Source organism: Bacillus sp. GW823-FHT06A10, assembly GCF_058795375.1.
Genome location: NZ_JBXAHT010000001.1, coordinates 2769134 through 2793997, shown reverse-complemented (window position 1 = coordinate 2793997; position 24864 = coordinate 2769134). Strand labels below are relative to the sequence as shown.

Annotated in this window: 26 protein-coding genes; 21 read left to right on the top strand and 5 right to left on the bottom strand. The window is 36.3% G+C overall.

Annotated elements, in window-relative coordinates; all coding sequences use genetic code 11:
• The first annotated feature begins 17 nt into the window (after nucleotides 1–17).
• Together AC1Q8M_RS14125 and AC1Q8M_RS14120 are read left to right on the top strand one after the other, a co-directional pair.
• Complete coding sequence (locus AC1Q8M_RS14125) at nucleotides 18–158, top strand: hypothetical protein (protein WP_001116193.1); 141 nt, start codon at nucleotides 18–20, stop codon at nucleotides 156–158.
• A gap of 499 nt (nucleotides 159–657) precedes the next feature.
• The gene (locus tag AC1Q8M_RS14120; RefSeq protein ID WP_000051664.1) at nucleotides 658–2040 is read left to right on the top strand and encodes an APC family permease; all 1383 of its coding nucleotides are present in this window, start codon (nucleotides 658–660) and stop codon (nucleotides 2038–2040) included.
• Nucleotides 2041–2114: 74 nt separating this feature from the next.
• Here the strand turns inward: AC1Q8M_RS14120 and AC1Q8M_RS14115 are convergent, their stop codons facing one another.
• Genes AC1Q8M_RS14115 through AC1Q8M_RS14105 form a run of 3 tightly spaced genes read right to left on the bottom strand, consistent with a single transcriptional unit; the run spans nucleotide 2115 to nucleotide 5884 of the window.
• Nucleotides 2115–3251, bottom strand: coding sequence for a Ger(x)C family spore germination protein (locus tag AC1Q8M_RS14115; protein WP_098855472.1), 1137 nt, complete (start codon nucleotides 3249–3251; stop codon nucleotides 2115–2117).
• Complete coding sequence (locus AC1Q8M_RS14110) at nucleotides 3252–4349, bottom strand: endospore germination permease (RefSeq protein ID WP_000166524.1); 1098 nt, start codon at nucleotides 4347–4349, stop codon at nucleotides 3252–3254.
• Nucleotides 4346–5884, bottom strand: a complete 1539-nt coding sequence (locus tag AC1Q8M_RS14105) for a spore germination protein (RefSeq protein ID WP_000534547.1) — start codon at nucleotides 5882–5884, stop codon at nucleotides 4346–4348. The genes AC1Q8M_RS14110 and AC1Q8M_RS14105 overlap by 4 nt, the downstream gene beginning before the upstream one ends.
• Nucleotides 5885–6182: 298 nt before the next feature.
• On the opposite strand from AC1Q8M_RS14105, the gene fdhF reads away from it, so the two are divergent.
• The 17 genes from fdhF to AC1Q8M_RS14020 all read left to right on the top strand — a co-directional run bounded on the left by fdhF (nucleotide 6183) and on the right by AC1Q8M_RS14020 (nucleotide 21672).
• Entirely contained in the window at nucleotides 6183–9122 is a 2940-nt protein-coding gene (gene fdhF, locus AC1Q8M_RS14100; protein WP_098855471.1) for a formate dehydrogenase subunit alpha, read from the top strand.
• Between the two features lie 12 nt (nucleotides 9123–9134).
• The gene (locus AC1Q8M_RS14095) at nucleotides 9135–9617 is read left to right on the top strand and encodes a helical membrane plugin domain-containing protein (RefSeq protein ID WP_098855470.1); all 483 of its coding nucleotides are present in this window, start codon (nucleotides 9135–9137) and stop codon (nucleotides 9615–9617) included.
• 115 nt (nucleotides 9618–9732) lie between these two features.
• Nucleotides 9733–10077: a Na-translocating system protein MpsC family protein gene (locus AC1Q8M_RS14090; protein ID WP_000039582.1), complete on the top strand. Its 345-nt coding sequence runs from the start codon at nucleotides 9733–9735 to the stop codon at nucleotides 10075–10077.
• Nucleotides 10078–10093: 16 nt separating this feature from the next.
• A complete protein-coding gene (gene fdhD / locus AC1Q8M_RS14085; RefSeq protein WP_000802685.1) occupies nucleotides 10094–10891 on the top strand; it encodes a formate dehydrogenase accessory sulfurtransferase FdhD in 798 nt (265 codons plus the stop codon).
• Nucleotides 10892–10907: 16 nt separating this feature from the next.
• Complete coding sequence (moaA, locus tag AC1Q8M_RS14080; RefSeq protein ID WP_000844119.1) at nucleotides 10908–11924, top strand: GTP 3',8-cyclase MoaA; 1017 nt, start codon at nucleotides 10908–10910, stop codon at nucleotides 11922–11924.
• A 190-nt stretch (nucleotides 11925–12114) separates the two neighbouring features.
• Complete coding sequence (locus tag AC1Q8M_RS14075) at nucleotides 12115–12894, top strand: formate channel (RefSeq protein WP_000863998.1); 780 nt, start codon at nucleotides 12115–12117, stop codon at nucleotides 12892–12894.
• Nucleotides 12895–12918: 24 nt separating this feature from the next.
• Nucleotides 12919–13935, top strand: a complete 1017-nt coding sequence (locus AC1Q8M_RS14070; protein ID WP_098015675.1) for a molybdopterin-synthase adenylyltransferase MoeB — start codon at nucleotides 12919–12921, stop codon at nucleotides 13933–13935.
• A 17-nt stretch (nucleotides 13936–13952) separates the two neighbouring features.
• Nucleotides 13953–15260, top strand: coding sequence for a molybdopterin molybdotransferase MoeA (locus AC1Q8M_RS14065; protein ID WP_000442198.1), 1308 nt, complete (start codon nucleotides 13953–13955; stop codon nucleotides 15258–15260).
• Complete coding sequence (moaE, locus tag AC1Q8M_RS14060) at nucleotides 15241–15705, top strand: molybdopterin synthase catalytic subunit MoaE (protein ID WP_098015674.1); 465 nt, start codon at nucleotides 15241–15243, stop codon at nucleotides 15703–15705. Before AC1Q8M_RS14065 ends, moaE begins: the two co-directional genes overlap by 20 nt.
• 4 nt (nucleotides 15706–15709) lie before the next feature.
• Nucleotides 15710–15946, top strand: a complete 237-nt coding sequence (gene moaD / locus AC1Q8M_RS14055) for a molybdopterin converting factor subunit 1 (protein WP_000628502.1) — start codon at nucleotides 15710–15712, stop codon at nucleotides 15944–15946.
• 72 nt (nucleotides 15947–16018) lie between these two features.
• Nucleotides 16019–17068: a P-loop NTPase gene (locus AC1Q8M_RS14050; RefSeq protein WP_086387193.1), complete on the top strand. Its 1050-nt coding sequence runs from the start codon at nucleotides 16019–16021 to the stop codon at nucleotides 17066–17068.
• A gap of 15 nt (nucleotides 17069–17083) precedes the next feature.
• Nucleotides 17084–17308 (top strand): group-specific protein, encoded by a 225-nt coding sequence (locus AC1Q8M_RS14045; protein WP_098360629.1) that lies wholly within the window; start codon nucleotides 17084–17086, stop codon nucleotides 17306–17308.
• A 42-nt stretch (nucleotides 17309–17350) separates the two neighbouring features.
• A complete protein-coding gene (locus AC1Q8M_RS14040; RefSeq protein WP_098360630.1) occupies nucleotides 17351–17749 on the top strand; it encodes a hypothetical protein in 399 nt (132 codons plus the stop codon).
• 182 nt (nucleotides 17750–17931) lie between these two features.
• Nucleotides 17932–18180 carry a DUF1294 domain-containing protein gene (locus AC1Q8M_RS14035; RefSeq protein ID WP_000871349.1) on the top strand — a complete coding sequence of 83 codons (249 nt, stop codon included), beginning with the start codon at nucleotides 17932–17934 and terminating at the stop codon, nucleotides 18178–18180.
• Nucleotides 18181–18272: 92 nt separating this feature from the next.
• Nucleotides 18273–19214, top strand: coding sequence for an EamA family transporter RarD (rarD, locus tag AC1Q8M_RS14030; protein WP_023522694.1), 942 nt, complete (start codon nucleotides 18273–18275; stop codon nucleotides 19212–19214).
• Nucleotides 19215–19293: 79 nt separating this feature from the next.
• Nucleotides 19294–19719, top strand: coding sequence for a divergent PAP2 family protein (locus AC1Q8M_RS14025; protein ID WP_000447822.1), 426 nt, complete (start codon nucleotides 19294–19296; stop codon nucleotides 19717–19719).
• A gap of 99 nt (nucleotides 19720–19818) precedes the next feature.
• The gene (locus AC1Q8M_RS14020) at nucleotides 19819–21672 is read left to right on the top strand and encodes a terpene cyclase/mutase family protein (protein ID WP_098360632.1); all 1854 of its coding nucleotides are present in this window, start codon (nucleotides 19819–19821) and stop codon (nucleotides 21670–21672) included.
• A gap of 73 nt (nucleotides 21673–21745) precedes the next feature.
• Here AC1Q8M_RS14020 and AC1Q8M_RS14015 read toward each other — a convergent pair whose 3' ends face one another.
• Complete coding sequence (locus tag AC1Q8M_RS14015) at nucleotides 21746–21895, bottom strand: YfhD family protein (RefSeq protein WP_001035815.1); 150 nt, start codon at nucleotides 21893–21895, stop codon at nucleotides 21746–21748.
• 132 nt (nucleotides 21896–22027) lie between these two features.
• Here AC1Q8M_RS14015 and fabG point away from each other — a divergent pair, with 132 nt between their 5' ends.
• Complete coding sequence (gene fabG / locus AC1Q8M_RS14010) at nucleotides 22028–22768, top strand: 3-oxoacyl-ACP reductase FabG (RefSeq protein ID WP_098855467.1); 741 nt, start codon at nucleotides 22028–22030, stop codon at nucleotides 22766–22768.
• Nucleotides 22769–22824: 56 nt separating this feature from the next.
• Here the strand turns inward: fabG and dhaS are convergent, their stop codons facing one another.
• Nucleotides 22825–24309 (bottom strand): aldehyde dehydrogenase DhaS, encoded by a 1485-nt coding sequence (gene dhaS / locus AC1Q8M_RS14005; RefSeq protein WP_000080279.1) that lies wholly within the window; start codon nucleotides 24307–24309, stop codon nucleotides 22825–22827.
• Between the two features lie 273 nt (nucleotides 24310–24582).
• On the opposite strand from dhaS, the gene AC1Q8M_RS14000 reads away from it, so the two are divergent.
• A complete protein-coding gene (locus tag AC1Q8M_RS14000; RefSeq protein WP_000656237.1) occupies nucleotides 24583–24861 on the top strand; it encodes a YhdT family protein in 279 nt (92 codons plus the stop codon).
• Nucleotides 24862–24864: the final 3 nt, after the last annotated feature.

The following is a 24864-nucleotide window of genomic DNA, read 5'->3' as shown; positions in this document are numbered from 1 at the left end:
AGAAAAGAGGGATTCTGATGCCGTTTTTAGGAAGTGTATATCAAATATTTGGGTTATATCCGGAACTTTATTATGGGATGATTTCAGCAGAGTTGCAAGAGGAAGCTCAGAAGGAGCATCTTGAAAATAGTAGTGCAGAAGCTGAAGTGGAAGAATAAAAAAAGTGCAGATGAAAATCTGCACTTTTTTGTTAGTATTAAAATGGTGAAATAACCTCAAATTAATTATTATTTTTGAATAGTAATTAATTTGAGGTTATTATGATTTTCATTACATTGTATGTAATGAAGGTTGTATGAAAATCAATGTAATAAAATGAATATGAATATTAAGGTGGAAAACAACAATGTTTTTAAGAAAATAATTATGTATAAAAATAACATTTGATACATAATCAACCGATTATTTTTGAGTGATTTATTATTGACAATATAATTAATTGTATGATAAATTCAATCAGCATTCTTAATGGTTTTTTGGTATGATTACTATTTTGAAAATTCAATACGGTATAAAGAGATTGAATTTTCTGTTTTTTATGAGGTGGGTTACTAAGTCTATAGGGGAAGTGAACTATGTATATTTTTATTTTTAAAATAGAACAGTAATAAAGAATGTAACAAGTAAGAGATAAACTTGAAAAAGAGGTTTCAAAGAATGAGTCTTTTCATAAAGAAAGCAATGGATGAAGAAAAGAAAAAAGTATTGAATCAAACTTTAGGAGCGATTGATTTAACTCTTTTAGGTATTGGAGCAATTATTGGTACAGGTATTTTCGTATTAACTGGTATTGTAGCAGCGAAACATGCTGGTCCGGCGATTGTATTATCTTTTGTATTAGCGGCAATTATATGTGCATGTGTAGCTTTCTGTTATGCTGAATTTGCATCTACAGTTCCAGTTTCGGGAAGTGTATATTCATATACATATATGACACTAGGTGAGATTTTTGCATTTATAGTTGGCTGGTGTGTTATGCTGGAGTATTTATTAGCGACTTCTGCGGTTGCAGCAGGCTGGTCAGCATATTTTCAGTCATTGCTACTAGGTTTTAATATTCACATTCCTACGGTTTTTGCTTCGGCACCAGGAATGGGGAAGGGTGGAATCATTGATTTACCAGCAGTTCTTATTATTTTAGTTGTTACATTTTTATTAAGCCGTGGTGCAAAAGAAAGTGCACGAATTAATAATATAATGGTTATTATTAAACTGGCTGTTATTGTAGGATTTATTGTTGTAGGGACACAATATGTAAGACCAGAGAATTGGCAACCATTTCTACCGTTTGGTTTTCACGGTGTGGTAGGGGGCGCTGCTACTGTATTTTTTGCTTTTTTAGGATTTGATGCAGTTGCAACAGCCGCAGAGGAAGTGAAGCGTCCACAACGTAACGTGCCAATTGGGCTACTTGTTTCCTTGTTCATTTGTACCGTTCTATATGTAGGTGTTTCATTCGTGCTAACTGGAATGGTTCCGTTTACGGAATTAAATGTTGCTGATCCGGTTGCATATGCGTTGCGCACTGTAGGAGAAGATAGAATTGCTGGGTTGTTATCGGTGGGAGCAATAGCGGGGCTAACAACAGTTCTGTTAGTAGCTATGTTTGCATTTGTTCGTGTATCTTACTCGATGAGTCGAGATGGACTGTTACCAAAAAGACTTTCAAGTGTCCATAAACGTTTACAAACTCCATTTTTTAATACGTGGGTTACAGGTATACTAGCAGCTTTATTAGCGGGATTAGTGGATTTGAATTTATTAGCTAATTTAGTGAATATGGGAACGATAACAGCATTTGTGTTTGTATCTATAGCTGTCATTGTATTAAGAAAGACGCATCCTGATATGAAGAGGCCATTCCGTGCCCCTCTAGTACCTTTTTTACCTATCGTTTCAATAGTAAGTTGTATATATTTGGCTTTGAACCTTTCTAAGCTTACTTTAATTAGTTTTGTGGCATGGATTATAATAGGCGTTTTCATATATTTTGTATATGCTAAAAAACATAGTAATGTTAGAAATGGAAATAGAGTATAGTCCATTGAAATAATACTTGTAATGGAAATGAAAACACGCTACTTATTCATATAAGAATAAGTAGCGTGTTTTTTCTATTTAATAATCCCATTTTCTAAAATTTTAATAGTTGGTGCCACTTTCACATTAGCTTTTGAAAAGGAACTTGGCCAATCATCTTCAACTTGTTTCCATTCTTCATATTGAAACGCTCTCGCATAATCACCAAATCCGAATGGATCAAGCTGCTGTTTTTGAATTTTGTGGATTAAATCGTTTAAATCATTGTTTAGTTGTTTTGTAATAAGAGAAGTTAATTTTTTTCTATCATTTTCTATATCCATGTTGAATGTAAGTTCAGATACGGCAATTTTTAAATCCATTTTAATATTAAATTTGAAGCGGTTATCGCTATAGTCTGTACCGATATCATGACTCATACTAAGAACATTTATTGTTATAAAATCGTCGCCTTTTGTATCTTTTAGATGGCTATTACTTTCAACTAAATTAGAGGGGATTTTCATTGTAAGTGAAACGGGTATATTAGCTTTCTTTTGCACCATAAGAAGAAGGGCACTTTCGTAGCGATTTAAAGACATCTTATAAGTTCCACGAGAGGTTAATAGTGCCGAACCGGTAACAATAACATCTTTCTTCCCTTTTTTTATTTCTGAAATAGCAGGAGTTACGCCTTTATTAAAAGTTTGTCTATGAAATTCATGGAATGTCGTAAACACGGTCCGATTGTATAGTTTGTTCGTATTAATTAAATCTGTTAAATATTCAGGAAGAGCAGGCTTATCTTTGAAATTATTATATATAACAGAAGAAATGGAGCCATCTACTGCAACCATGCGCATATTCCCTGTATTTTTAGGGTCGCGATACCAAACATCCAGATAAGGCATAGCTCCTTCTTGTTTTAAAAAATTCGTGCTAAACAATATAAGCTGTAACTTTTCTGTGGACACTAAACCGCTGCTTGAACTGTTAAACGTATCTTTTGCTTCTCGGGGTGTATGTACTTTCGCTTCATGAATTTCGTACTTTTTCTCTACATCTTCATTGAAAATAGGGTTTACGTGATACACAATTAATTTTCCTTTTGCTTTTGCGTCAAAACCGTAAATTAATGAGATGGATTGTTTTTCTAAATCAAGCCGATCTTCACAACCTGCTAAAAAAATTATGAGAAAACAAAATATAATAAAATGAATAAAGCGTCTCATTTAAACTTTTCTCCTTTTCCAATGCTGATAAAGTGTCATGTATAAGAGAAATACAACTGGGAATAGAAAAACGATAAAATAACTAGCAGTTCCCCAAAATTCCCGCAACGAACTTATCTGATAAGAAGAAGGGATATAAAAGAATAAGATGAAAATACACCCGAATAATAAAAAATAAATAGGTAATGAACTGCCTTTTTTGTTAAGTAATTGATTAATACCATCTGAAGCAGTAAAAATATAAGGAATACAGGAATCAAAAATAATAAAGAGATAAAATGACAAAAAGATAATTTCAAACCGCTCAAGAAATGAGAAATGAAACGGTGTAACAAGAGAAAGAGTTGGCCATAAAAACTTTGTTATACCATCTGGACTAAAATAAATAAAAGAAACGAACGTGATTTGAAGATAAATAAATAACGTAATCAAATTTGCAATAACAATTCCTTTTTTTGCAGATGCTTTGTTAGTTAAATAAGGATAAAGGACAAACGCAAACTCGAATCCGAGAAACGCAATGATAGTTGATTTTACGGTGTTTATAATTGGTAGCCATCCTTCCTTGATAAGAGGAAGAAGATATATAAAATGCCCATCTTTAAGAGGAATAAATAATAATAATGGCATCCAAAGTGTAAAGATGACAGTGAAAACAGCAAAACGACTAATAATAAGTGCTCCTTTACATGCAAGCATAAGCATTGGAATAGATAGCAAAATCATAATTAAAGACATAGGAGATCTAGGTAAAATCCAAATATGAATAACGTATAAGAGGGAAAAAATTAAGGAAACAGCTGCGAGTACAGCATATAAAATCCAAAAAATCATTACTACTCTTCCTAGCCATTTTCCAAGATAGCGTATCAGCACATCAAGTAAAGTATATCCTGGATGTTTTTCCATGATTTTTACAATACATAGACTGACTAAAGTAGTAATGACACATCCGATAATAATAGACATCCAGCCATCTGTATTCGCTCCTTGTGCAACTTCACGCGGGAGTGTAAGTACGCCGAATCCGACTTGAACACCACTAATAGTTAAAATGTATTGAAATAAAGTGATTTCCCTCTTTGCACGTTTTGTCACTTATTCTCCTCCTTTTCCTCAACATCTCTTTGCCGGTTATCTTGTTTTAATTGTAGAGATAGTGGCCGTTTCTTCATAATCTTCCAGGGGAAACGTACAAGGGTATCTTTTAAATCCGAAGCATATGACGGAGAAAAAGGACTACCATATGGCACACCAAGTGATTCCATAGAAAGAATATGGATGATAATGATTGCCATTCCAACCATAATTCCAATGACGCCAAATAAAGAGGCAGCTATCATCATTGGGAATCGAAGAAGCCGAATTCCTGCTGACATTTCTAAGTTAGGAATAATGAAAGAGGCAACCGCAGTAATTGATACGACGATAACCATAACGTTACTAACAATCCCAGCTTGAACCGCAGCTTGTCCAATTACAATTCCTCCTACGACGCCGATTGTTTGTCCAACAGGCCCAGGAAGCCGAATCGCTGCTTCTCGGAGCATTTCGAGAACTAATTCCATTAATAAAGCTTCTAATATGGGGGGAAAAGGAATTTTGGCTCGAGATTCTCCAATCGTTAACAACAATTTGAGCGGAATCACTTCATAATGGAAGGAAATCATAGCAATATAAAGAGCAGGAGCAAATATTGCAATAAATAACCCAGTGAAACGAAGGAGTCGTATAAAAGATGGAATCATAGGTCTGAAGCTGTAATCATCTATCGTCTGAAAAAAGGATGAAAAGGTCATCGGTCCTATTAATACGCCTGGTGAGCGATCTACAACAACAGCAATTCGCCCATTCAAAATATGATGTGCCGTTGTGTCAGGACGTTCAGTGATAGACAATTGTGGGAAGAGAGTATAGGAATTATCTTCAACAAATCCTTCTAATTCACCGGTAGTAAGAATAGCATCTACTTTGATTGATTCAATGCGGCAGGCCATATCTTGTACAACATCTTCGTTTGCAACATCTGCAAGATAAAGTAAAAAAACTTTAGAGGTTGCTCGTTCGCCAACAGTGAATTCCTTCACTTTTAATTCGCGATTTGGAATATAGCGACGAATAAGTGCGATACTATCACTTGCCACTTCATTAAATCCTTCGTGTGAGCTTTTTATGGAAGTCTCTGTTGTAGGTTCTTCAATACTCCTTTTTGGCGCCGCTTGCGTATCTAGTTCTAAAGCTGATAATTGCCCGTTTATAAATAAAATACTTTTACCATGTAAGAGAGATTGCTCAATGTCTATCCACTTCTGAACTTTTTTAATATTCCCTATAGAAACAGAAGATTCCCAAAAATCATCTTCATTCCATTCTTTAAATAAGAGAGGACGAAGAATATCTACATTAATAACAGTTTTATCTACAAGTCCTTCCATATATATAAGAGCAGCTTCTTTTCCGTTTTTTAACGGGAAAGTGCGTGTAATTAATTCTGGAATACCACTAAATAATTTGGATAAGTGTTTAAGATTAAGCGGCATGGAGGAAGAAATTTCTTTATTTAATACAGTTTCAGATTGCTCATGAGTAGAGAAAGATTTTTCGCCCCTTATCCATTTTCGAAAAGATCCCATATATTCACCTTATTCCTCGTTGAACTTTATATGGGTTATTATGGATAGTTACATACAGACATATGCGCAGTTTAAAATTTATATTGTATATTTGTACATTTAACGCTATAATTATAGTGTTAAAGATGGAATCGTGATATGACCTGTTATGAATCTATCGTTTTATTTATGAATAAATGGATTGGTATTTTAGCAAGATGTGCTAATAAACTACTCCACCATGATGATAGCGTGCCCAAAATGTGGTGCGTATATTTTCGTGGTGGAGTTTTTTTATTCTCAAAAAGGGGGAGAGACCATGAATGACAACATGGTTCATATTACAATTGACGGAAAAAAGTATACAGCGGAGCCTGGTTCAACGATATTGGGTGTTATTAATGAGAACGGGATTGAACATCCGCAAATTTGTTACGTGCCAGAAGTAGATCCTATTCAAACATGTGACACTTGTATTGTAGAAGTTGACGGAAAGTTAATGCGTTCTTGTTCGACGATAGCAACGGAAGGTATGGACATTGAACGTGCTTCTGTTCGCGCAAAAGAAGCACAAACAGAGGCGATGGATCGGTTACTAGAAAATCATTTATTATACTGTACAGTATGTGACAACAACAATGGGAACTGTAAACTGCATAATACAGCAGAATTAATGGAAATTGAACATCAAAAATATCCTTATGAACCGAAAGTAGATGTAAGTGAAGTTGATATGACGCATCCGTTTTATCGCTATGACCCTAATCAATGTATTGCATGCGGTCAATGCGTTGAGGTGTGTCAAAACTTACAAGTAAATGAAACGTTATCGATAGACTGGGAAGCGGAACGCCCACGAGTTATTTGGGATGAAGGAGTAAATATTAATGATTCTTCATGCGTTAGCTGTGGTCAATGTGTAACGATTTGCCCTTGTAACGCTTTAATGGAGAAAACGATGCTCGGTGAAGCTGGATTTATGACGGGATTAAAACCAGATATTCTTGAACCGATGGTAGATTTAATTAAAGAAGTTGAGCCTGGATATAGCGGTATTTTTGCAGTATCAGAAGTGGAAGCGGCCATGCGTGATACTCGTACGAAGAAAACGAAAACAGTATGTACATTTTGTGGTGTAGGTTGTTCGTTTGAAGTGTGGACGAAGGGGCGTAAAATCCTTAAAGTACAGCCATCTTCAGATGCACCAGTTAACGCAATTTCCACTTGTGTAAAAGGGAAATTTGGTTGGGATTTCGTAAATTCTAAAGAACGAATTACAAAACCTTTAATTCGTAAAAATGGAACGTTTGTTGAATCTACATGGGAAGAAGCACTGAATGTAGTTGCAAATAAATTAGGTACTATTAAAGAAGAGTACGGTAAAGGTTCTATCGGATTTATTTCTTCCTCTAAAATTACAAATGAAGATAATTATGTAATTCAAAAATTAGCTCGACAAGTATTTGGAACGAATAATATTGATAACTGCTCACGTTATTGCCAATCACCAGCAACGGATGGTTTGTTCCGTACAATTGGTATGGGCGGTGATGCAGGAACGATTAAAGATATTGCGCAATCTGGTCTTGTTATTATTGTAGGATGTAATCCGACAGAAGGTCATCCTGTTTTAGCTACACGTATTAAACGTGCACATAAATTACACGGACAAAAGTTAATTGTAGCTGATCTTCGTAAAACAGAAATGGCAGAGCGATCAGATGTCTTTATTAGTCCAAAACAAGGAACAGATCAAGTTTGGTTAATGGCTGTTACAAAATATATGATTGATCGAGGTTGGCATGATCAGGAATTTATTAATGAGAATGTAAACTTCTTTGAAGATTTCAAAGAAAGTCTAGAAGAATATACACTTGCATATGCAGAAGAAGTAACAGGTATTTCAAAAGAAACACTTATTCAAATGGCTGAAATGATTCGTGATGCAGATGGTACATGTATCCTTTGGGGTATGGGGGTAACGCAAAATACAGGTGGTTCTGATACTTCCGCTGCAATTTCAAACTTACTTCTTGCAACAGGGAACTATCGTCGTCCAGGAGCAGGTGCATACCCACTTCGAGGTCACAATAACGTACAAGGTGCTTGTGATATGGGTACTTTACCAGGATGGCTTCCAGGATATCAGCACGTTACTAACGAAATGGAACGTGCGAAATTTGAAACTGCTTACGGAGTGAAAATTGATAGTGAACCAGGTCTTAATAATATTGAAATGCTTCACGCAATTGACGAAGGAAAAATGAAAGCAATGTATCTTGTCGGAGAAGATATGGCTCTTGTAGATTCTAATGCGAATCATGTACATGAAGTGTTGTCGAGCCTTGATTTCTTCGTTGTGCAAGATGTTTTCCTTTCTAAAACTGCTCAATATGCAGATGTTGTATTACCAGCAGCGCCATCTCTTGAGAAAGAAGGTACTTTCACAAATACAGAGCGCCGTGTCCAAAGATTATATCAAGTTCTTCCTACGTTAGGAGATGCGAAACCAGACTGGTGGATCGTCCAGGAGGTTGCGAATAAACTAGGGGCAAACTGGAATTATAGCCACCCAAGTGAAATCTTTGCTGAAATGGCAAGTTTATCACCATTATTCTCGCAAGCGAACTATGAAGTGCTTGAAGGATGGAACAGTTTCCATTGGGGAAGTTTTGATGGAACAAATACACCACTTCTGTTCCAAGATGGATTTAACTTCCCAGATAAAAAAGCTCGTTTTGCGATTGCTGACTGGGTACGTCCAGCTGAATTTCCAGCGGAGTTCGACCTTCACATTAACAACGGTCGTATGCTTGAGCATTTCCATGAAGGGAATATGACAAATAAATCAACAGGTATCCAAACGAAAGTACCTGGTGTTTTCGTTGAAATCTCTCCAGACCTTGCAAAAGAACGTGGCGTAAAAACGGGTTCGTTAGTTCGTCTTGTCTCTCCTTTTGGAGCATTAAAATTACGTGCACTCGTTACAGATCGTGTAAAAGCGAATGAGTTATATTTACCGATGAACTCTACAGATAACGAAACGGCAATTAATTTCTTAACAGGTCCTGCTGTGGATGTACGTACGAATACACCTGCGTATAAACAAACGAAAGTGCGTATGAAAGTGTTAGAAGTTGATGGCGAAAATCCGATGCCAAAAGCGAACCCACGCAATAAAAAACGTCACCCTCAAGCTGGAATTGAGGTACATCGTAAGTGGGCACGTCCAGGGTATGTGCATTTAACGCATAAGTAGGAGGAGAAAACTATGGCTGCACCTATAAAAATGATTCAAAAACAAGAATTAACTGAGGAAGAAATAAAACAGCAAAAATTAGATGATTTAAAGGAGCTTTTAACAAATAATGAAGAAGCTCTAAATCAGATGTTTAATATAGTAGGGGAATTAAATGACATTGGAATGCTAGAAGCTGCAAATTCTATGCTGAAAGCGAAAAAACCAATTGCAAAGATTGTTCTAGGTCAAGTAACTCGTGAGCCTGTTACAAATTTAATTAATAATATGATGGGTGCTGCAGGTGCGTTAACTGAACTTGACCCAGAACTTACGAAAAAGCTTATAGGTAGTTTATTAGTCGGGCTAGAAGAAGGTAATGAACATCTAGAAAGTAATAAAAAAGTAGGGGTATTCGATCTTATGAAAGTATTGAAAGACCCAGATATTAACCGCGCTATCGGGTTTGGGCTTCATTTCTTAAAAGGAATGGGGAAAGGGTTAAAAGACGAATAAACTTCATGAAGTGAACCTTTCCGCCCAAATATTTGTAGGAAATAGTTTGGGCGGAAGGCTCATTTTGGTAAAATATATAATAAAGTAAAATGAGGCTTTTGGGAGGTATAATTGTATGTCAAAAAAAGTACATGAATTTAATGATATGATCCGAAAACTTCGAAAGGAACTTTTCGGAAAAGGACCAGAACGAATTCATACTGTTTTTGCGGAAAATATGGCTATAGCGACTCTTTATGGAAACTTAACACCTACTGAAAAATTTATTTCAAGTACGATGGACGGTGCGGAAATGGTTCATATGGCTAGAACGAAAATGATTCAAGAAGTGTATGCTGCGAATTCCCGTGAACATTTGGAGGAACTTGTTGGAGCGAAATTAGTGAATTTATTTTCAGATATGAAAGTAGAAGAAGATATTGCAGTTTCTGTATTTGTTTTTGATAAAAATATAACGTGAGAGAAGGATACTGATCGTGAAACCGATACAGGTAGAAAGAGAAATCTTTCGTTATGAACAGGGAGCATTTAAGCACATAGAGGACAGCATTGTAACAGAGTTTCCTGTCACCATTAAAATGAACGGACAGGAGTTTGTTACAATGGTTAGTACTCCAGAATATATAGAAGATATGGTAATAGGCTTCTTAGCGTCTGAAGGAATCATTCGGAAGTATGAAGATATTGATAGTGTATGGGTGCAGGAGAAAGAAGGCTTTGTGCATGTAACAACGACAAAAGTAAATCCGTATTATGAACAAATGCAAAATAAACGCTATATTACGTCTTGTTGTGGTATGAGTAGGCAAGGGTTTATTTTTGCAAATGATGCACTAAGTGCAAAAAAAATGAAGGGTGTCCATGTACAGGTTACGGCAGAGGATTGTTTTCGGTTAATGAAAGAAATGCAGCAATCTGCGGATACGTTTCATCATACTGGTGGGGTTCATAATGCAGCTTTATGTGATGTGAATGGTATTATTTTAAGCCGAATGGATATTGGTAGGCATAATGCACTAGACAAAATTTACGGTTATTGTTTAAGAAACGATATTTCTATAAAAGATAAAATCATTGTTTTTAGTGGTCGTATTTCTTCGGAAATATTATTGAAAGTTGCAAAAATCGGTTGTGAAATTATACTATCAAAATCAGCTCCAACTGAGTTAGCTTTGCAACTAGCGGAAGATTTAGGTATTACGACAATAGGATTTATTCGTAATCACTCCTTAAATGTATATACCCATCCAGAACGTGTTTTAAATATAAAATAAAAGTGAGGCAATGAAGATGAAATCAGTTACATTAGACAAGTTGCAACGTCCGTTAAAGGATTTACGTATTTCAGTTACTGATCGCTGTAATTTTCGCTGCCGATATTGTATGCCAGAAGAAATATTTGGTCCTGATTACTCGTTTTTGTCTAATGATAAAATTTTATCTTTTGATGAGATTGAAAGGATAACACGTATTTTTGTTTCTTTAGGTGTAAGAAAGTTACGAATTACGGGCGGAGAACCGTTACTTCGAAGAGGTCTTCCAAAGCTTATTGAGCGCCTTAATAAAATTGATGGTGTAGAAGATATCGGTTTAACAACCAATGGATCGTTACTTAAAAAGTTTGCTCCTGATTTATATAAGGCGGGACTATCACGTGTAACAGTTAGCTTAGATTCCTTGGAAGAAGATCGGTTTTTCTATTTAAATGGTAATAGGAGCAAAGTGCAAAGGGTTCTGGAAGGAATACAGGCTGCTGCTGAAGTTGGTATGAAAATTAAAATAAATATGGTCGTTCAAAAAGGGAAAAATGAACAAGATATTTTGCAGATGGCGCAATACTTTAAAGAAAATAAGCATATTCTTCGGTTTATTGAGTATATGGATGTTGGGAATTATAATGGCTGGGAGTTAGGTGAAGTTATTTCCAAACAAGAAATAGTAGATACGATTCATCAAGTTATGCCGTTAGAACGGATAGAAGCAAATTATTCTGGTGAAGTGGCTACTAGGTATCGTTATATAGGAAGCGATGAGGAAATAGGTATTATTTCATCAGTAACAGATTCTTTTTGCTCATCATGTACGAGAGCTCGTATTTCTGCAGAAGGAAAATTATATACTTGCTTATTTGCTTCTAAAGGAAATGATTTAAGAGAATTGCTTCGTTCTGAACATACAGATGAGGACATTACAGATGTAGTACGCGATATATGGAATAATAGGGAAGATCGTTATTCAGATGAACGCTTAAATCATACAAATAAGAAAGCAATACCTAAAATTGAAATGTCACATATCGGTGGTTAATATATAAAGCTAGCTTCATAGTGAAAAATGGAAAATTTACAAGAGTTGTGGATTTTCTATTTTATAGTAAAAGTGATGATTGATATCTCTGTAAAAGATGTGCAGAGAAATTAAGCAGCATTCAAAAACCTTTATTTGAGGAGGTTTTTTGAAGCTGCTTTTTTATTTGGAGAAAATGGAGGAATGGGTAATGGCATTTCATAAGCCGGAACAAATTGCTGAGCTTGTCATTGAGGCCGGTGTTCAAAAAGTAAGACAGACATTGCCAGCGATGCTTATTCTCGGTTTTTTAGGAGGAGCGTTTATTGCGATAGGTTTTTTACTTAACATTCGAGTTTTAGGGAATTTACCTGAGCGCTGGGGAAGTCTAGTGAATGTTTTAGGAGGAGCAGTATTTCCTGTTGGACTCATGCTCGTAGTATTAGCAGGAGGAGAATTAATTACGGGAAATATGATGTCACTGTCTATGGCGCTTTATGCAAAGAAAATTACATTGATAAGTGTACTGAATAACTGGGTTTGGATTACTCTCATGAATTTTATTGGGGCAATTTTTGTTGCGTATTGCTTTGGGCATCTTGGCGGATTAACAGAGGGAGAGTATTTAAATAAAACGGTAGCGATAGCGGAAGGGAAGTTACATGAATCATTTGGGAGAACTTTAATTTTAGCAATTGGTTGTAATTGGCTCGTTTGTCTTGCTCTTTGGCTCGCTTACGGGACGAGTGATTTTGTCGGAAAAATCATCGGAATTTGGATTCCAATTATGGCATTTGTAGTGATTGGATTTCAGCAAGTAGTAGCAAATATGTTTGTCATTTCCGCTGTTATTTTTGCTGGTCATCTAACGTGGATGGATTTGGCTAAAAATTTTGTTCCTGTTTTTATCGGGAATGTAATTGGAGGAGCTGGGTTTGTTGGTTTTGCTTACTTTGCTTGTTATCAGAAACAACATTCTAATATGAAATAGAGTTCTTGAGAGGAAGGGTATGTAATGGCTGATCGGTATTCACGACAACAGTTGTTCAAACCAATTGGGAGTAAAGGACAAGAAAAAATTCGAAATAAACATGTGTTAATTGTAGGGGCAGGCGCATTAGGAAGTGCAAGTGCCGAAAGTTTCGTACGTGCAGGTGTTGGCAAGTTGACGATTATTGATCGTGACTACGTTGAATGGAGTAATTTACAAAGGCAACAATTGTACTCTGAACAAGATGCGAGAGAGAAAATGCCGAAAGCAATTGCTGCAAAAAATCGGTTAGAACAAATTAATTCGGAAGTACAAATACATGCTTTCGTAATGGATGCAACTTCAGAAAATATGAAAGGTCTATTAAAAAGTGTAGATGTAATCATTGATGCAACAGATAATTTTGATATTCGATTTGTAATAAATGATTTATCACAAAAACATAATATTCCTTGGGTATATGGTTCTTGCGTTGGATCGTATGGTATGAGTTATACAATTATTCCGCAAGAGACACCGTGTTTACATTGTATGCTGAAAAATATTCCTGTTACAGGTGTGACATGTGATACCGCTGGAATTATTAGTCCGACTGTTCAAATCGTCGCAGCATATCAAGTGGCAGAAGCACTCAAAATTTTAGTGGGAGATTTCTCAGCAATTAGAAAAACATTTTTCATGTTTGATATATGGAGTAATCAAAATCATTTTATAAAATTAGGGAAAATAAAAACAGACACTTGTCTCTCATGCGGTTTGAATCGAACTTATCCTTATTTATCATACGAAAATCAAACGAAAGCAGCTGTTTTATGCGGAAGAAATACAGTTCAAATTAGAACAGTAGACAATAGGAAATACAATTTTGATGATATAGAAAAAGTATTACAAAAACTGGGGGAAGTAGATCGGAATCCGTATTTACTATCTTGCCAATTCGATGATTACCGCGTGGTTGTTTTTCGAGATGGTCGTGTTTTTATTCATGGTACAAATGATGTTTCGAAAGCGAAACAACTATATTATCGCGTATTCGGTTAATAGAGAGGGTGTCAACAATGGAAAGAAGAGTGCCAATTACGGTTGAAGAAGCTGTTCGTAAAGTGATGGGATTTGCTGATAAAGGCTTAAAGGAGCTATTACCAATTGAATTAGCTTATGGACGTATATTAGCAGAGGATTTAGTAGCTGACCATGATGTACCGTCATTTAATCGTTCGCCGTATGACGGATTTGCTATTCGAGCAGAAGATACTAATTTAGCAAGTTATGAAACGCCAATTGTATTTGAAGTAGTGGGTGAAATTGGTGCAGGATCGCTATTCCATGAGAAAGTAGGTCCGTTTCAAGCAGTTCGAATTATGACGGGAGCACAAATTCCGAATGGCTGTGATGCGGTTGTTATGTTAGAGCTGACTCGTCAATATGAGAAGAATGGCAACAATTATATGGAAGTGAAGCGATCATTCAAAACGGGCGACAATATTTCTTTTCAAGGTGAAGATGCTCGTAAAGGAACGGTTCTTGCAAAGAAAGGATCGTACATTAATCCAGGTATTTCAGCTCTTCTTGCTACATTCGGTTATAGTGAAGTACCAGTTGCGAGAAAGCCTGTAATTGGACTGTTAGCGACTGGGAGTGAATTGCTCGATGTCGATGATTCATTACAGCCAGGGAAAATCCGAAACAGTAATACGTATATGATATTGTCTCAAATTCGAAGAGCGGGCGGCAGAGTAAAATATTTTGGGAAGTTTAGTGATGATTTTAATACGTGTTTTACAGCTGTGAAAGAAGCGCTTGGCCAAGTAGATATGTTAATTACAACGGGCGGTGTATCAGTAGGAGATTATGATTATTTACCAGCTATTTACGAAAAGTTAGGTGCATCTGTTCTTTTTAATAAAGTTGCAATGCGACCAGGAAGTGTTACAACTGTAGCACAATTAAATGGCAAGTTATTATTTGGTTTATCAGGAAATCCATCAGCTTGTTATGTAGGGTTTGAATTATTCGTAAGACCGTGTATTCGGACGTATATGTTTAGTGAAAAAGTACATTTAAAAAGAGAAAAAGCGTTATTAGGAGAAGATTTTCTAAAACCGAATCCATTTACAAGATTTGTACGAGCAAAATTGCAATATGATGAGGGGAAATTAATCGCTTATCCATCAGGGTTTGATAAATCTAGCTCAGTTTCTTCATTGGCAGAATCAAATGCGTTTATCGTATTGCCGGGCGGGACAAGAGGATATAAAAAAGATATGTTTGTTGATGTTCTTTTATTAGAAGATAACGAAGGTAGTGAATGGCCTTGGACATTTCATAAAGTGAGAGGTGGTTCTAATGGGACAAGCGCTATTTGAAGTTGTAGATAATCCGATTTTAGTTGAAGAAGTAACGAATAAAGTCGCAAGAAGGGAAGCAGGTGCGATTACAACATTTATTGGTACGGTGAGAGAATTAACAAAAGGAAAACGAACGCTACATTTAGAGTATGAAGCATATAAACCGATGGCAGTAAAACAACTTATGAGAATTGGTGAAGAGATTAGTGAAAGATGGCCGGATGCAAAAGTAGCAATTACGCACCGTGTAGGGCGGCTAGAAATAATGGATATTGCGGTAGTCATAGCAGTTTCATCACCGCATCGTAAAGTAGCTTATGAAGCGAATGAGTACGCGATTGAACGTATAAAACGAATTGTTCCAATTTGGAAAAAAGAATTTTGGGAAGATGGAACGATGTGGATTGGAGATCAACTTGAAAACACACCATATCCAGAAGGAAAACCAAAGAAGGAAGAATGAGAAAATGATTACAATTTTATTATTTGCAAATCTGCGTGAGGAAGTTGGATCGGATCGATTAGTAATTTCAGAAAAGCAAGAAATGACAGTGCAGCAATTAAAAGAATGGCTCAAAGTCAGCTATTGTTTACAATCGCTGGATAAAGTAATGGTGGCTGTTAATGAGGAGTTTGTAATGAATGAAGAGATGATAAAGGCTGGAGATATAGTCGCATTAATCCCGCCCGTTAGCGGCGGGTAATAAGCTTTTTCACCAGATGAAGCGTCAAGAAGATGTTGTATATAAATTAGAATAAGAGAAGGGATGAGTTCCATGCTTACTCAAGAACAAATAATGAATGCATTAAAACATGTAGAGGATCCAGAGTTACACAAAAGTGTTGTAGAATTAAATATGGTTAGAAATATACAAATGAACGGAACAGAGGTTAAACTTGAAGTAGTACTAACAATCCAAGGTTGTCCGTTAAAAGCAAAAATTCAACAAGATATTGAAGAATCACTTCACGCAATTGGTGCTTCTAAAGTGGAGATAACATTTGGTTCTATGACACAAGAAGAACGTGCAGCTTTAACAGAGAAGTTAAAGAAAAATACTAGAACAGAAACTGGTATGCCGAGCATGCTTCGCACGGATTCAGGAGTACGTTTTATTACTGTAACGAGCGGAAAAGGCGGAGTTGGAAAATCAACGGTGACAATTAATCTTGCAACTGCACTAGCTCGTATGGGGAAAAAAGTGGGGATATTAGATGCGGATATATATGGTTTTAGTATTCCAGCTATGATGGAAACGAATAAGAAACCAACGATGATTGATCAAACGGCAATTCCAGTCATTAGTCACGGTGTTAAAATCATGTCGATGGGATTTTTTACAGAAGGAAATAACCCAGTTATGTGGCGCGGTCCGATGCTAAATAAATGGATTCAAAATTTCCTTGCGAATACGCACTGGGGAGAATTAGATTATTTATTACTTGATTTACCACCAGGTACAGGAGATGTTGCGATTGATGTTGCAGCGATGATTCCGCAAGCGAAAGAAATAATTGTTACAACTCCGCACAATGTAGCTTCATTCGTTGCTTCAAGAGTCGGTGTAATGGCAAAACATACGAAGCATGAGATTTTAGGTATTGTGGAAAATATGGCTTATTATGAAGAGCAAGATGGATCGAAAAATTATCTCTTCGGAAAAGGCGGTGGCGAAATGTTAGCAGAACAATTGCAAACAGAAGTAATCGCACAAGTACCTTTTGCAAAACGTGAAGAAAATAGCGGTTCATCTGTATATGATGAAGATTCTCTTGTTGGAGAAGTGTTTACATCGTTAGCTGAGGATATTATTTATAGAGGATAGAGGGGGAAGTTTAGTATGGCGTGTAACATTGATCATTCTATTGAAGATGTGATGAATAAGCTCGAAAGTCAAAAGAATTCTTTACCTGAAGGGATCTTTAAAGAGTTAAAGAATTTTTTACAAGGTAATCATTCGCAGAAATTATTAAATGATATTTTTCACCTTCTAAAAAAGTATGATTTAGTCAGTGAGGAAGAACGAGAGACGAGAAACGCACAATTATTGCACATTTTGAATTAAGTACTCTTTGGCTTTAGAATTTTTTCAGAAGGGGTGAATGTGATGGATATGAAAAAGATGATTGAAACGATAGAAGTAACTAGAGTGACTGACGAGGAATTATCGATTTCGAATTTACATCCAAAGCTTGTGAAGTTGTATAGTCAAAAAGATAGTACAGAGTATACGAAGCTATTAAAATATATTTTATCATTATCCGTGCAGTTGAAGCTGAATCTCGTATTGAAATATTTTGGTGTGCGTCCGATTGTTGCTGCAGACGAGCGTATGCAATTTCAAGAGATATTTAAATGCTTAGCTAAGAAAGATGAGGATGGGGAATGGTTTCTAAATTTGGTTTCTTTATATGTAGGGCTAATTGTAGTTCTTCATTTTGAGGAGAAAGTGATTGAGAGCAGTTTTTTTGATGATATGGTAGTGGGTGAATGTAATGAAATATAAGATTCTGCTCATAACATTTTTCTATTTAAATGCTTTAATTGCGATTTTAGTTGGTTTTGTAAATATGAAGGTAACTAATTAAGAAAAAGGAATGAAACTAGTTTGATAAAAAGAGTTCTTCAGTTGTTTCCGGTGTTTTTTCGTGTTACCATTAAGCGAATTTTTCATAAGGAGAGAAAGCGATGAAATGGATTTATTTTCTTATTATTAACGTTATAGCTTTTAGCCTTATGGGGCTTGATAAACGAAAAGCAAAGAAGAAACAGTGGAGAACGCCAGAAAGTACGTTGTTTTTATCAGCGGCAGCTGGGGGAGCAGTTGGAGCTTGGATCGGTATGTATATGTTTCATCATAAAACTCATAAAAAGAAATTTGTTTTCGGCATACCGTTACTTGTTGTAATAACGGTATGTTTATTATTCGTTGTATGAGAAATGTCGAAAGAAATGCAGATTGATTATTGGTAAAGTGAGCATGTGAGACCGTATAATGGAGAAAAAATGAGAAGAGGAGAAAAAGGAAGATGGGGAGTCAATCAGCAGAGCAAAAAAAAGGGATACTATATGCGGCTGGTGCTTATACGATGTGGGGAATTCTACCGATTTATTGGAAATGGGTTGAGGAAGTTCCAGCAGATGAAATATTAGCACACCGTATCGTTTGGGCGTTTGTTTTTATGTTACTTGTATTAGGTGTTACGAAGAGGTTTCGCCAGTTTATTGGGGAATTTGTGAATCTTTTTAAACGACCTAAATTATTAATGTCATTAACAATAGCTTCAGTCTTGATTAGCGGAAACTGGTTTGTTTATATATGGGCCGTTAATCATAATCATGTTATTGAAGCGAGTCTTGGCTATTATATTAATCCGCTTATTAGTATTTTACTTGGTACAGTCGTTTTAAAGGAAAAGTTAAACTTTTGGCAATATGTTGCAGTTGGTTTAGCAGGAGTAGGGGTTGTCATTTTAACAGTACGTTTCGGATCTATTCCGTGGGTTTCTCTTTCACTTGCCTTTTCATTTGGATTATACGGATTAACGAAAAAACTATTAAATTATGATGCTACAATTGGACTTACGATGGAAACGATGTTAGTGACGCCGTTTGCAATCATTTATCTTGTTATGACAGGAGCACATGGTTTCGGCTCATTTGGATCTATTTCAATGTTATCAACGCTACTTTTAATAGGAGCAGGTATCGTAACAGCATTACCACTATTTTATTTTGCAAAAGGAGCACAACTTATTCCGCTTTATATGGTGGGATTTTTACAATATATTGCACCAACAATTAGTTTGATTTTAGGTGTATTCGTATTTGGTGAACATTTCACATCTACTCATATGATTGCATTTTTCTGTATATGGGTTGCATTATTTGTATTCTCGATAGCGAAAACAAAGTTCTTAGTGCAGAAACAACCGAAATTTATAAAAAATAAATCAGCAAAAGTATCATAATGCGTAGTATTTTCTACGCATTTTTCTTTATACTGATACTATATAGGATTTCCATCATAGCTAGTAGGGAGCTGAGAACGTGGAAACAATTTTACATAATGATCCGCTTATGGCCGCTGTAATTTCATGGTTTTTAGCACAATTAACGAAAGTAGTCTTTAAATTAGTCAAAACGGGTGAATTTGATTTTGCAAAGTTTTTCGCTTCAGGTGGGATGCCGAGTTCTCATGCTTCAACTGTTACAGCACTTGCTACAGGAGTTGGGGTAGTAGAAGGTGTGGAAAGCTCGATGTTTGCGGTTGCTACTATTTTTGCCATTATTGTTATGTATGATGCTTCAGGAGTAAGGCTTGCAGTAAGTAAACAAGCAAAAATATTGAATGAGTTTTTTCACGGTAGACAAACAGAATATAAGAAGTTAAATGAACTTGTTGGGCATACACCGTATGAAGTAGTAGTCGGTGCTTTATTAGGGATTATTGTCGGAGTAGGATATTGTTTATGAGCAGAACATTTTATATGTTCTGCTTTTCTTTGTTTTTATACATATTCAGCTACCTTTTTGAATATCGTTATACGGATTTCGAAAGGGTGGGTGAGTAACTTGTTATTATATGAAAAAGTGCATGAAGAAATAGCGAGAAGAACAACTGCACTTCAAACAATGCAACGGCAAGATGGTACGTGGCGGTTTTGTTTTGAAGGAGCGCCACTAACAGATTGTCATATGATTTTTTTATTTAAATTATTAGGTAGAGATAAAGAGATAGAACCGTTTGTAAAAAGATTAGCATCACTTCAAACAAATGAAGGAACATGGAAATTGTATGAAGATGAAATGGGTGGTAATTTATCTGCTACAATTCAATCTTATGCTGCCTTACTTGCATCGGAAAAATATACAAAAGAAGATGCGAATATGAAGCGAGCGGAAATGTTTATAAATGAGCGCGGTGGGGTAGCGCGTGCTCATTTTATGACGAAGTTTTTATTAGCGATTCATGGAGAATATGAATATCCTTCTCTCTTTCATTTGCCAACACCAATTATGTTTCTGCAGAATGATTCCCCTCTCAGTATTTTTGAACTGAGTAGCTCAGCACGTATTCATTTAATTCCGATGATGTTGTGTTTAAATAAAAGATTTCGAGTAGGGAAAAAGTTATTGCCAAATTTAAATCACATTGCAGGCGGGGGCGGAGAATGGTTTCGGGAGGATCGGTCTCCAGTTTTTCAAACGTTAGTAAGTGACGTGAAGAAAATTATAACGTATCCACTTTCTTTGCATCATAAAGGATATGAGGAAGTAGAACGTTTTATGAAAGAACGTATTGATGAAAATGGAACATTATATAGTTACGCAACTGCCTCGTTTTATATGATTTATGCTTTACTTGCATTAGGACATTCTATTCAATCACCAATTATTCAGAAGGCTATAACGGGAATCACATCTTATATATGGAAGATGGAGAGAGGGAGCCATTTGCAAAACTCTCCGTCAACTGTATGGGATACAGCTTTACTCAGTTATGCTTTGCAAGAAGCTCAAGTTCCGAAAGCAAGTAAAGTGATTCAAAATGCATCAGCGTATTTACTAAGAAAACAGCAAACAAAGAAAGTAGATTGGAGTGTACATGCACCGGATCTCTTCCCAGGTGGTTGGGGCTTTTCAGATGTGAATACGACGATTCCAGATATTGATGATACAACTGCTGCGTTAAGAGCATTGGCGCGAAGTAGAGGGAACGAACATGTAGATAATGTTTGGAAGCGAGCGGTTAATTGGGTTAAAGGATTGCAAAATAATGATGGTGGTTGGGGAGCTTTTGAAAAAGGGGTAACGAGCCGTATATTAGCAAATTTACCAATCGAAAATGCAAGTGATATGATTACAGATCCTTCTACACCAGATATTACAGGAAGAGTGCTAGAATTTTTCGGGACGTATACGCAAAATGAATTGCCCGAGAAACAAAAACAAAGTGCGATAAATTGGCTAATGAATGTACAAGAGGAAAATGGATCGTGGTATGGGAAATGGGGAATTTGTTATATATATGGTACGTGGGCAGTGTTGACTGGTTTACGGTCACTAGGAATACCATCTAGCGATCCGTCATTGAAACGAGCAGCTTTATGGCTTGAACATATACAGCATGAAGATGGTGGCTGGGGAGAATCTTGCCAAAGTAGTGTGGAAAAAAGATTTGTTACTTTGCCATTTAGTACACCATCCCAAACAGCATGGGCGTTAGATGCCCTCATTTCTTACTATGATAAAGAAACGCCAGTCATTCGCAAAGGTATTTCATATTTGCTCTCCAACCCTTATGTAAATGAAAAATATCCTACTGGAACAGGTTTACCAGGTGGGTTTTATATTCGTTATCATAGTTATGCTCATATATATCCGTTGCTTACTTTGGCTCATTATGCAAAAAAATATAGAAAATAAACCGAGAGATGTCTCTCGGTTTATTTTGTTGGGTAGTAGGTCCCTTTTGAAAAGAATAAGGTTGTGATGTACCTTATTTTTCGGTTGATTGGCGTTTTTGACGTGCATCAGCGGCATTTGCACGTGCGTTTGCTTCTAAGTCATTGTGGTCAGCGAGTTCGCGAGAGAACTCAACATCAATGCCATCAGTTGCTTTGCTTTGTTTGAAATTCTTTTTGTTCATTCGACACAATCTCCTTGCGTTTATGCGACGTTGCAAAGTTAGTTTGACACAAATAGACTTTTTTATACAAAGAGGAATTGGAAAGCAAAAAGCCGAAATATACAGTATAAGTAATAGAAATGGGGGATAGGAATGGAGTTTTTAAATGGGAAAACAGCTGTTGTAACAGGAGCTGCACAGGGAATTGGAAAAGAGATTGCAAGGGTTTATGCAAAACTAGGGGCGAAAGTATTAATGAGCGATGTAAATGAAGAGAATCTACAAAAAACGACACGTGAGTTATCAGATGAAGGATATGAAGTGTGCTCATATCGATGTGATGTGAGTAATCAAAATGAAGCAAAGTCGTTAATTGAATATGCGGTTCAAAAATTTGGTACATTACATATTTTGGTGAATAATGCTGGAATTACAAGAGACGCAATGTTACATAAAATGGAGAAGTCTGCTTGGGAACAAGTATTACAAGTGAACTTAACTGGAGTTTTTTATTGTATGCAACCAGCGCTTCTTTACATGAGACAACAAGGGTATGGACGCATTATTAATATATCTTCAATTAGTAGAGAAGGAAACATAGGTCAAGCAAATTATGCGGCTACAAAGGCAGGAGTTGTCGGTTTAACGAAAACAGCAGCGAAAGAAGTTGGAAGCTTCGGTATTACTTGTAATGCGATTTGTCCGGGTTTTATGGATACAGATATGACAAAAACGATACCAGATAAAGTGAAAGAAAAGATGGTTGGTGCTATTCCAGTTGGTAGAATTGGAACGCCAGAAGATATTGCGAACGCAGCAGCTTTTTTAGCATCAGAATACGCATCTTATATTACAGGTGAAGTATTAAATGTGAGCGGAGGACTGCAAGTTTAAAGGAATACATAATGAGAAAGAACCTGACCAGGTAGGTCAGGTTCTTTCTCATTAATTTAATTTAAGTTAAGCCAAACGCTCTTTACTTCTGTATAGTTATTTAATGCGTAAGATCCCATTTCACGGCCAAGACCAGATTGTTTAAATCCTCCAAATGGAGATGCTGCATCAAAGACGTTATAACAGTTTACCCATACTGTACCTGCACGTACTTTACTTGCAACATAGTGTGCTGTTTTAACATTTTCTGTCCACACACCAGCCGCTAAGCCGAATTGTGATTTATTTGCACGTTCAATTACTTCATCAATATCGTTAAACGGTATTGCAGAAATAACTGGACCGAAAATTTCTTCTTTTGCGATCGTCATTTCATCATTTACGTCAGCGAATACTGTAGGAGAAACGAAGTAGCCTTGATCGAATGGATTACTTCCTCCGCATAGTACTTCAGCTCCTTCTTCAATCCCTTTTTCAATGTAGCCCATTACACGTTTTTGTTGTTCTTCAGAAACGAGAGGACCAATTGTTGTTTCAGGGTTAAGACCGACACCTTGATTTAGTTTTTTAGAATAGAGGACGAGATCAGCCATGACATTATCATACATTTTCTTCGGAACAAATAAGCGTGACCCAGCAGAACATACTTGTCCTTGGTTAAACATAACACCAGAAAGTGCACCAGGAATCGCGCGAGATAAATCAGCATCTGGCAAGATGATATTTGGTGATTTACCGCCTAATTCAAGTGTAACGCGTTTTAATGATTCGGATGCTTGTCGCATAATTTGTTTACCGACAGGAGTAGAACCGGTAAATGCAATTTTATCAACGAGTGGATGATTAACGAGAGCTTGTCCAGCTGATTCACCGAATCCAGGTACGATATTAATAACACCTTTCGGGAATCCAGCTTCTTCAATTAATTCGGCTAAGTATAGAGCAGATAGTGGAGTTTGTTCTGCAGGTTTTAAAACGATTGTACATCCTGTAGCAAGCGCTGCTCCCATTTTCCACATTGCCATAAGAAGCGGGAAGTTCCAAGGGATAATTTGACCAACGACACCAACAGCTTCATGGCGTGTATAGTTAAAGTAATCACCGGAAACAGGAATTGTTTGACCAACGATTTTCGTAGCCCATCCAGCGTAATAGCGCATATGCTCAATTGCAAGTGGTATGTCTGCTGCCATTGTTTCACGGATTGGTTTTCCGTTATCTAATGTTTCGAGCTGTGCAAGCTCTTCTTTATGTTCTTCCATTAGATCAGCTAACTTGTACATGAGACGGCTTCGCTCAGCAGTGCTCATACGAGACCAAGGACCTTCGTCAAAAGCCATACGAGCTGCGACTACAGCTTTATGAATATCTTCGCGACCAGCTTCAGAAACGACGGCAAGTGTTTCACCAGTTGCTGGGTTAGGTGTTTTAAATGTTTTTCCGGAAGCGCTTTCAATGAAAGATCCATTCACATATAACTTTTTTGTACCTTGAAGAAACTTTTCTACCTTTTCATGAAGATTTACAGCTAGTTGACTCATTGTATAACCCCCTTGAAAATATAATGTAAACGCAGTACGAGACGGCGCTTATTCCGAAATCAAGGATGTGGAAACTAGATGGAAAGCCTCTAATTAAAATCATAATTAATAAATACTGAAAATTCAAATTTCATTTGTGTTACAATTGTAAAAAATATGTAATGTAAGAGAAGCTTCTATATGATTATAAAAAATCCTGCTTGTTTTTGCTTTCTAGTAGGAAAAACTAGAAGAACAATGGTACAATAATACATCGTGAGAGGAGGGGGAAAAATGAAAGATTATCATGATGATCCACGCTTTCGAATAGCCCATAGAGAAGCGTTAATTGGTCTTGGACTTGCTATTATTAATTTTATAATATGGTACGGATTTGCTTATGGGCTTGGTAGTAAAGATCCGAGTGAATATACATATGTATTAGGTTTTCCCGCATGGTTTTTTTATAGCTGTATCGTTGGATTTATCGTTATGGTTATTTTACTTAGTTTAGTTGTTCGTTTTGTATTTCAAGATATTTCACTCGATGAGGAAGAAAAAAGTGAGGAATAATAG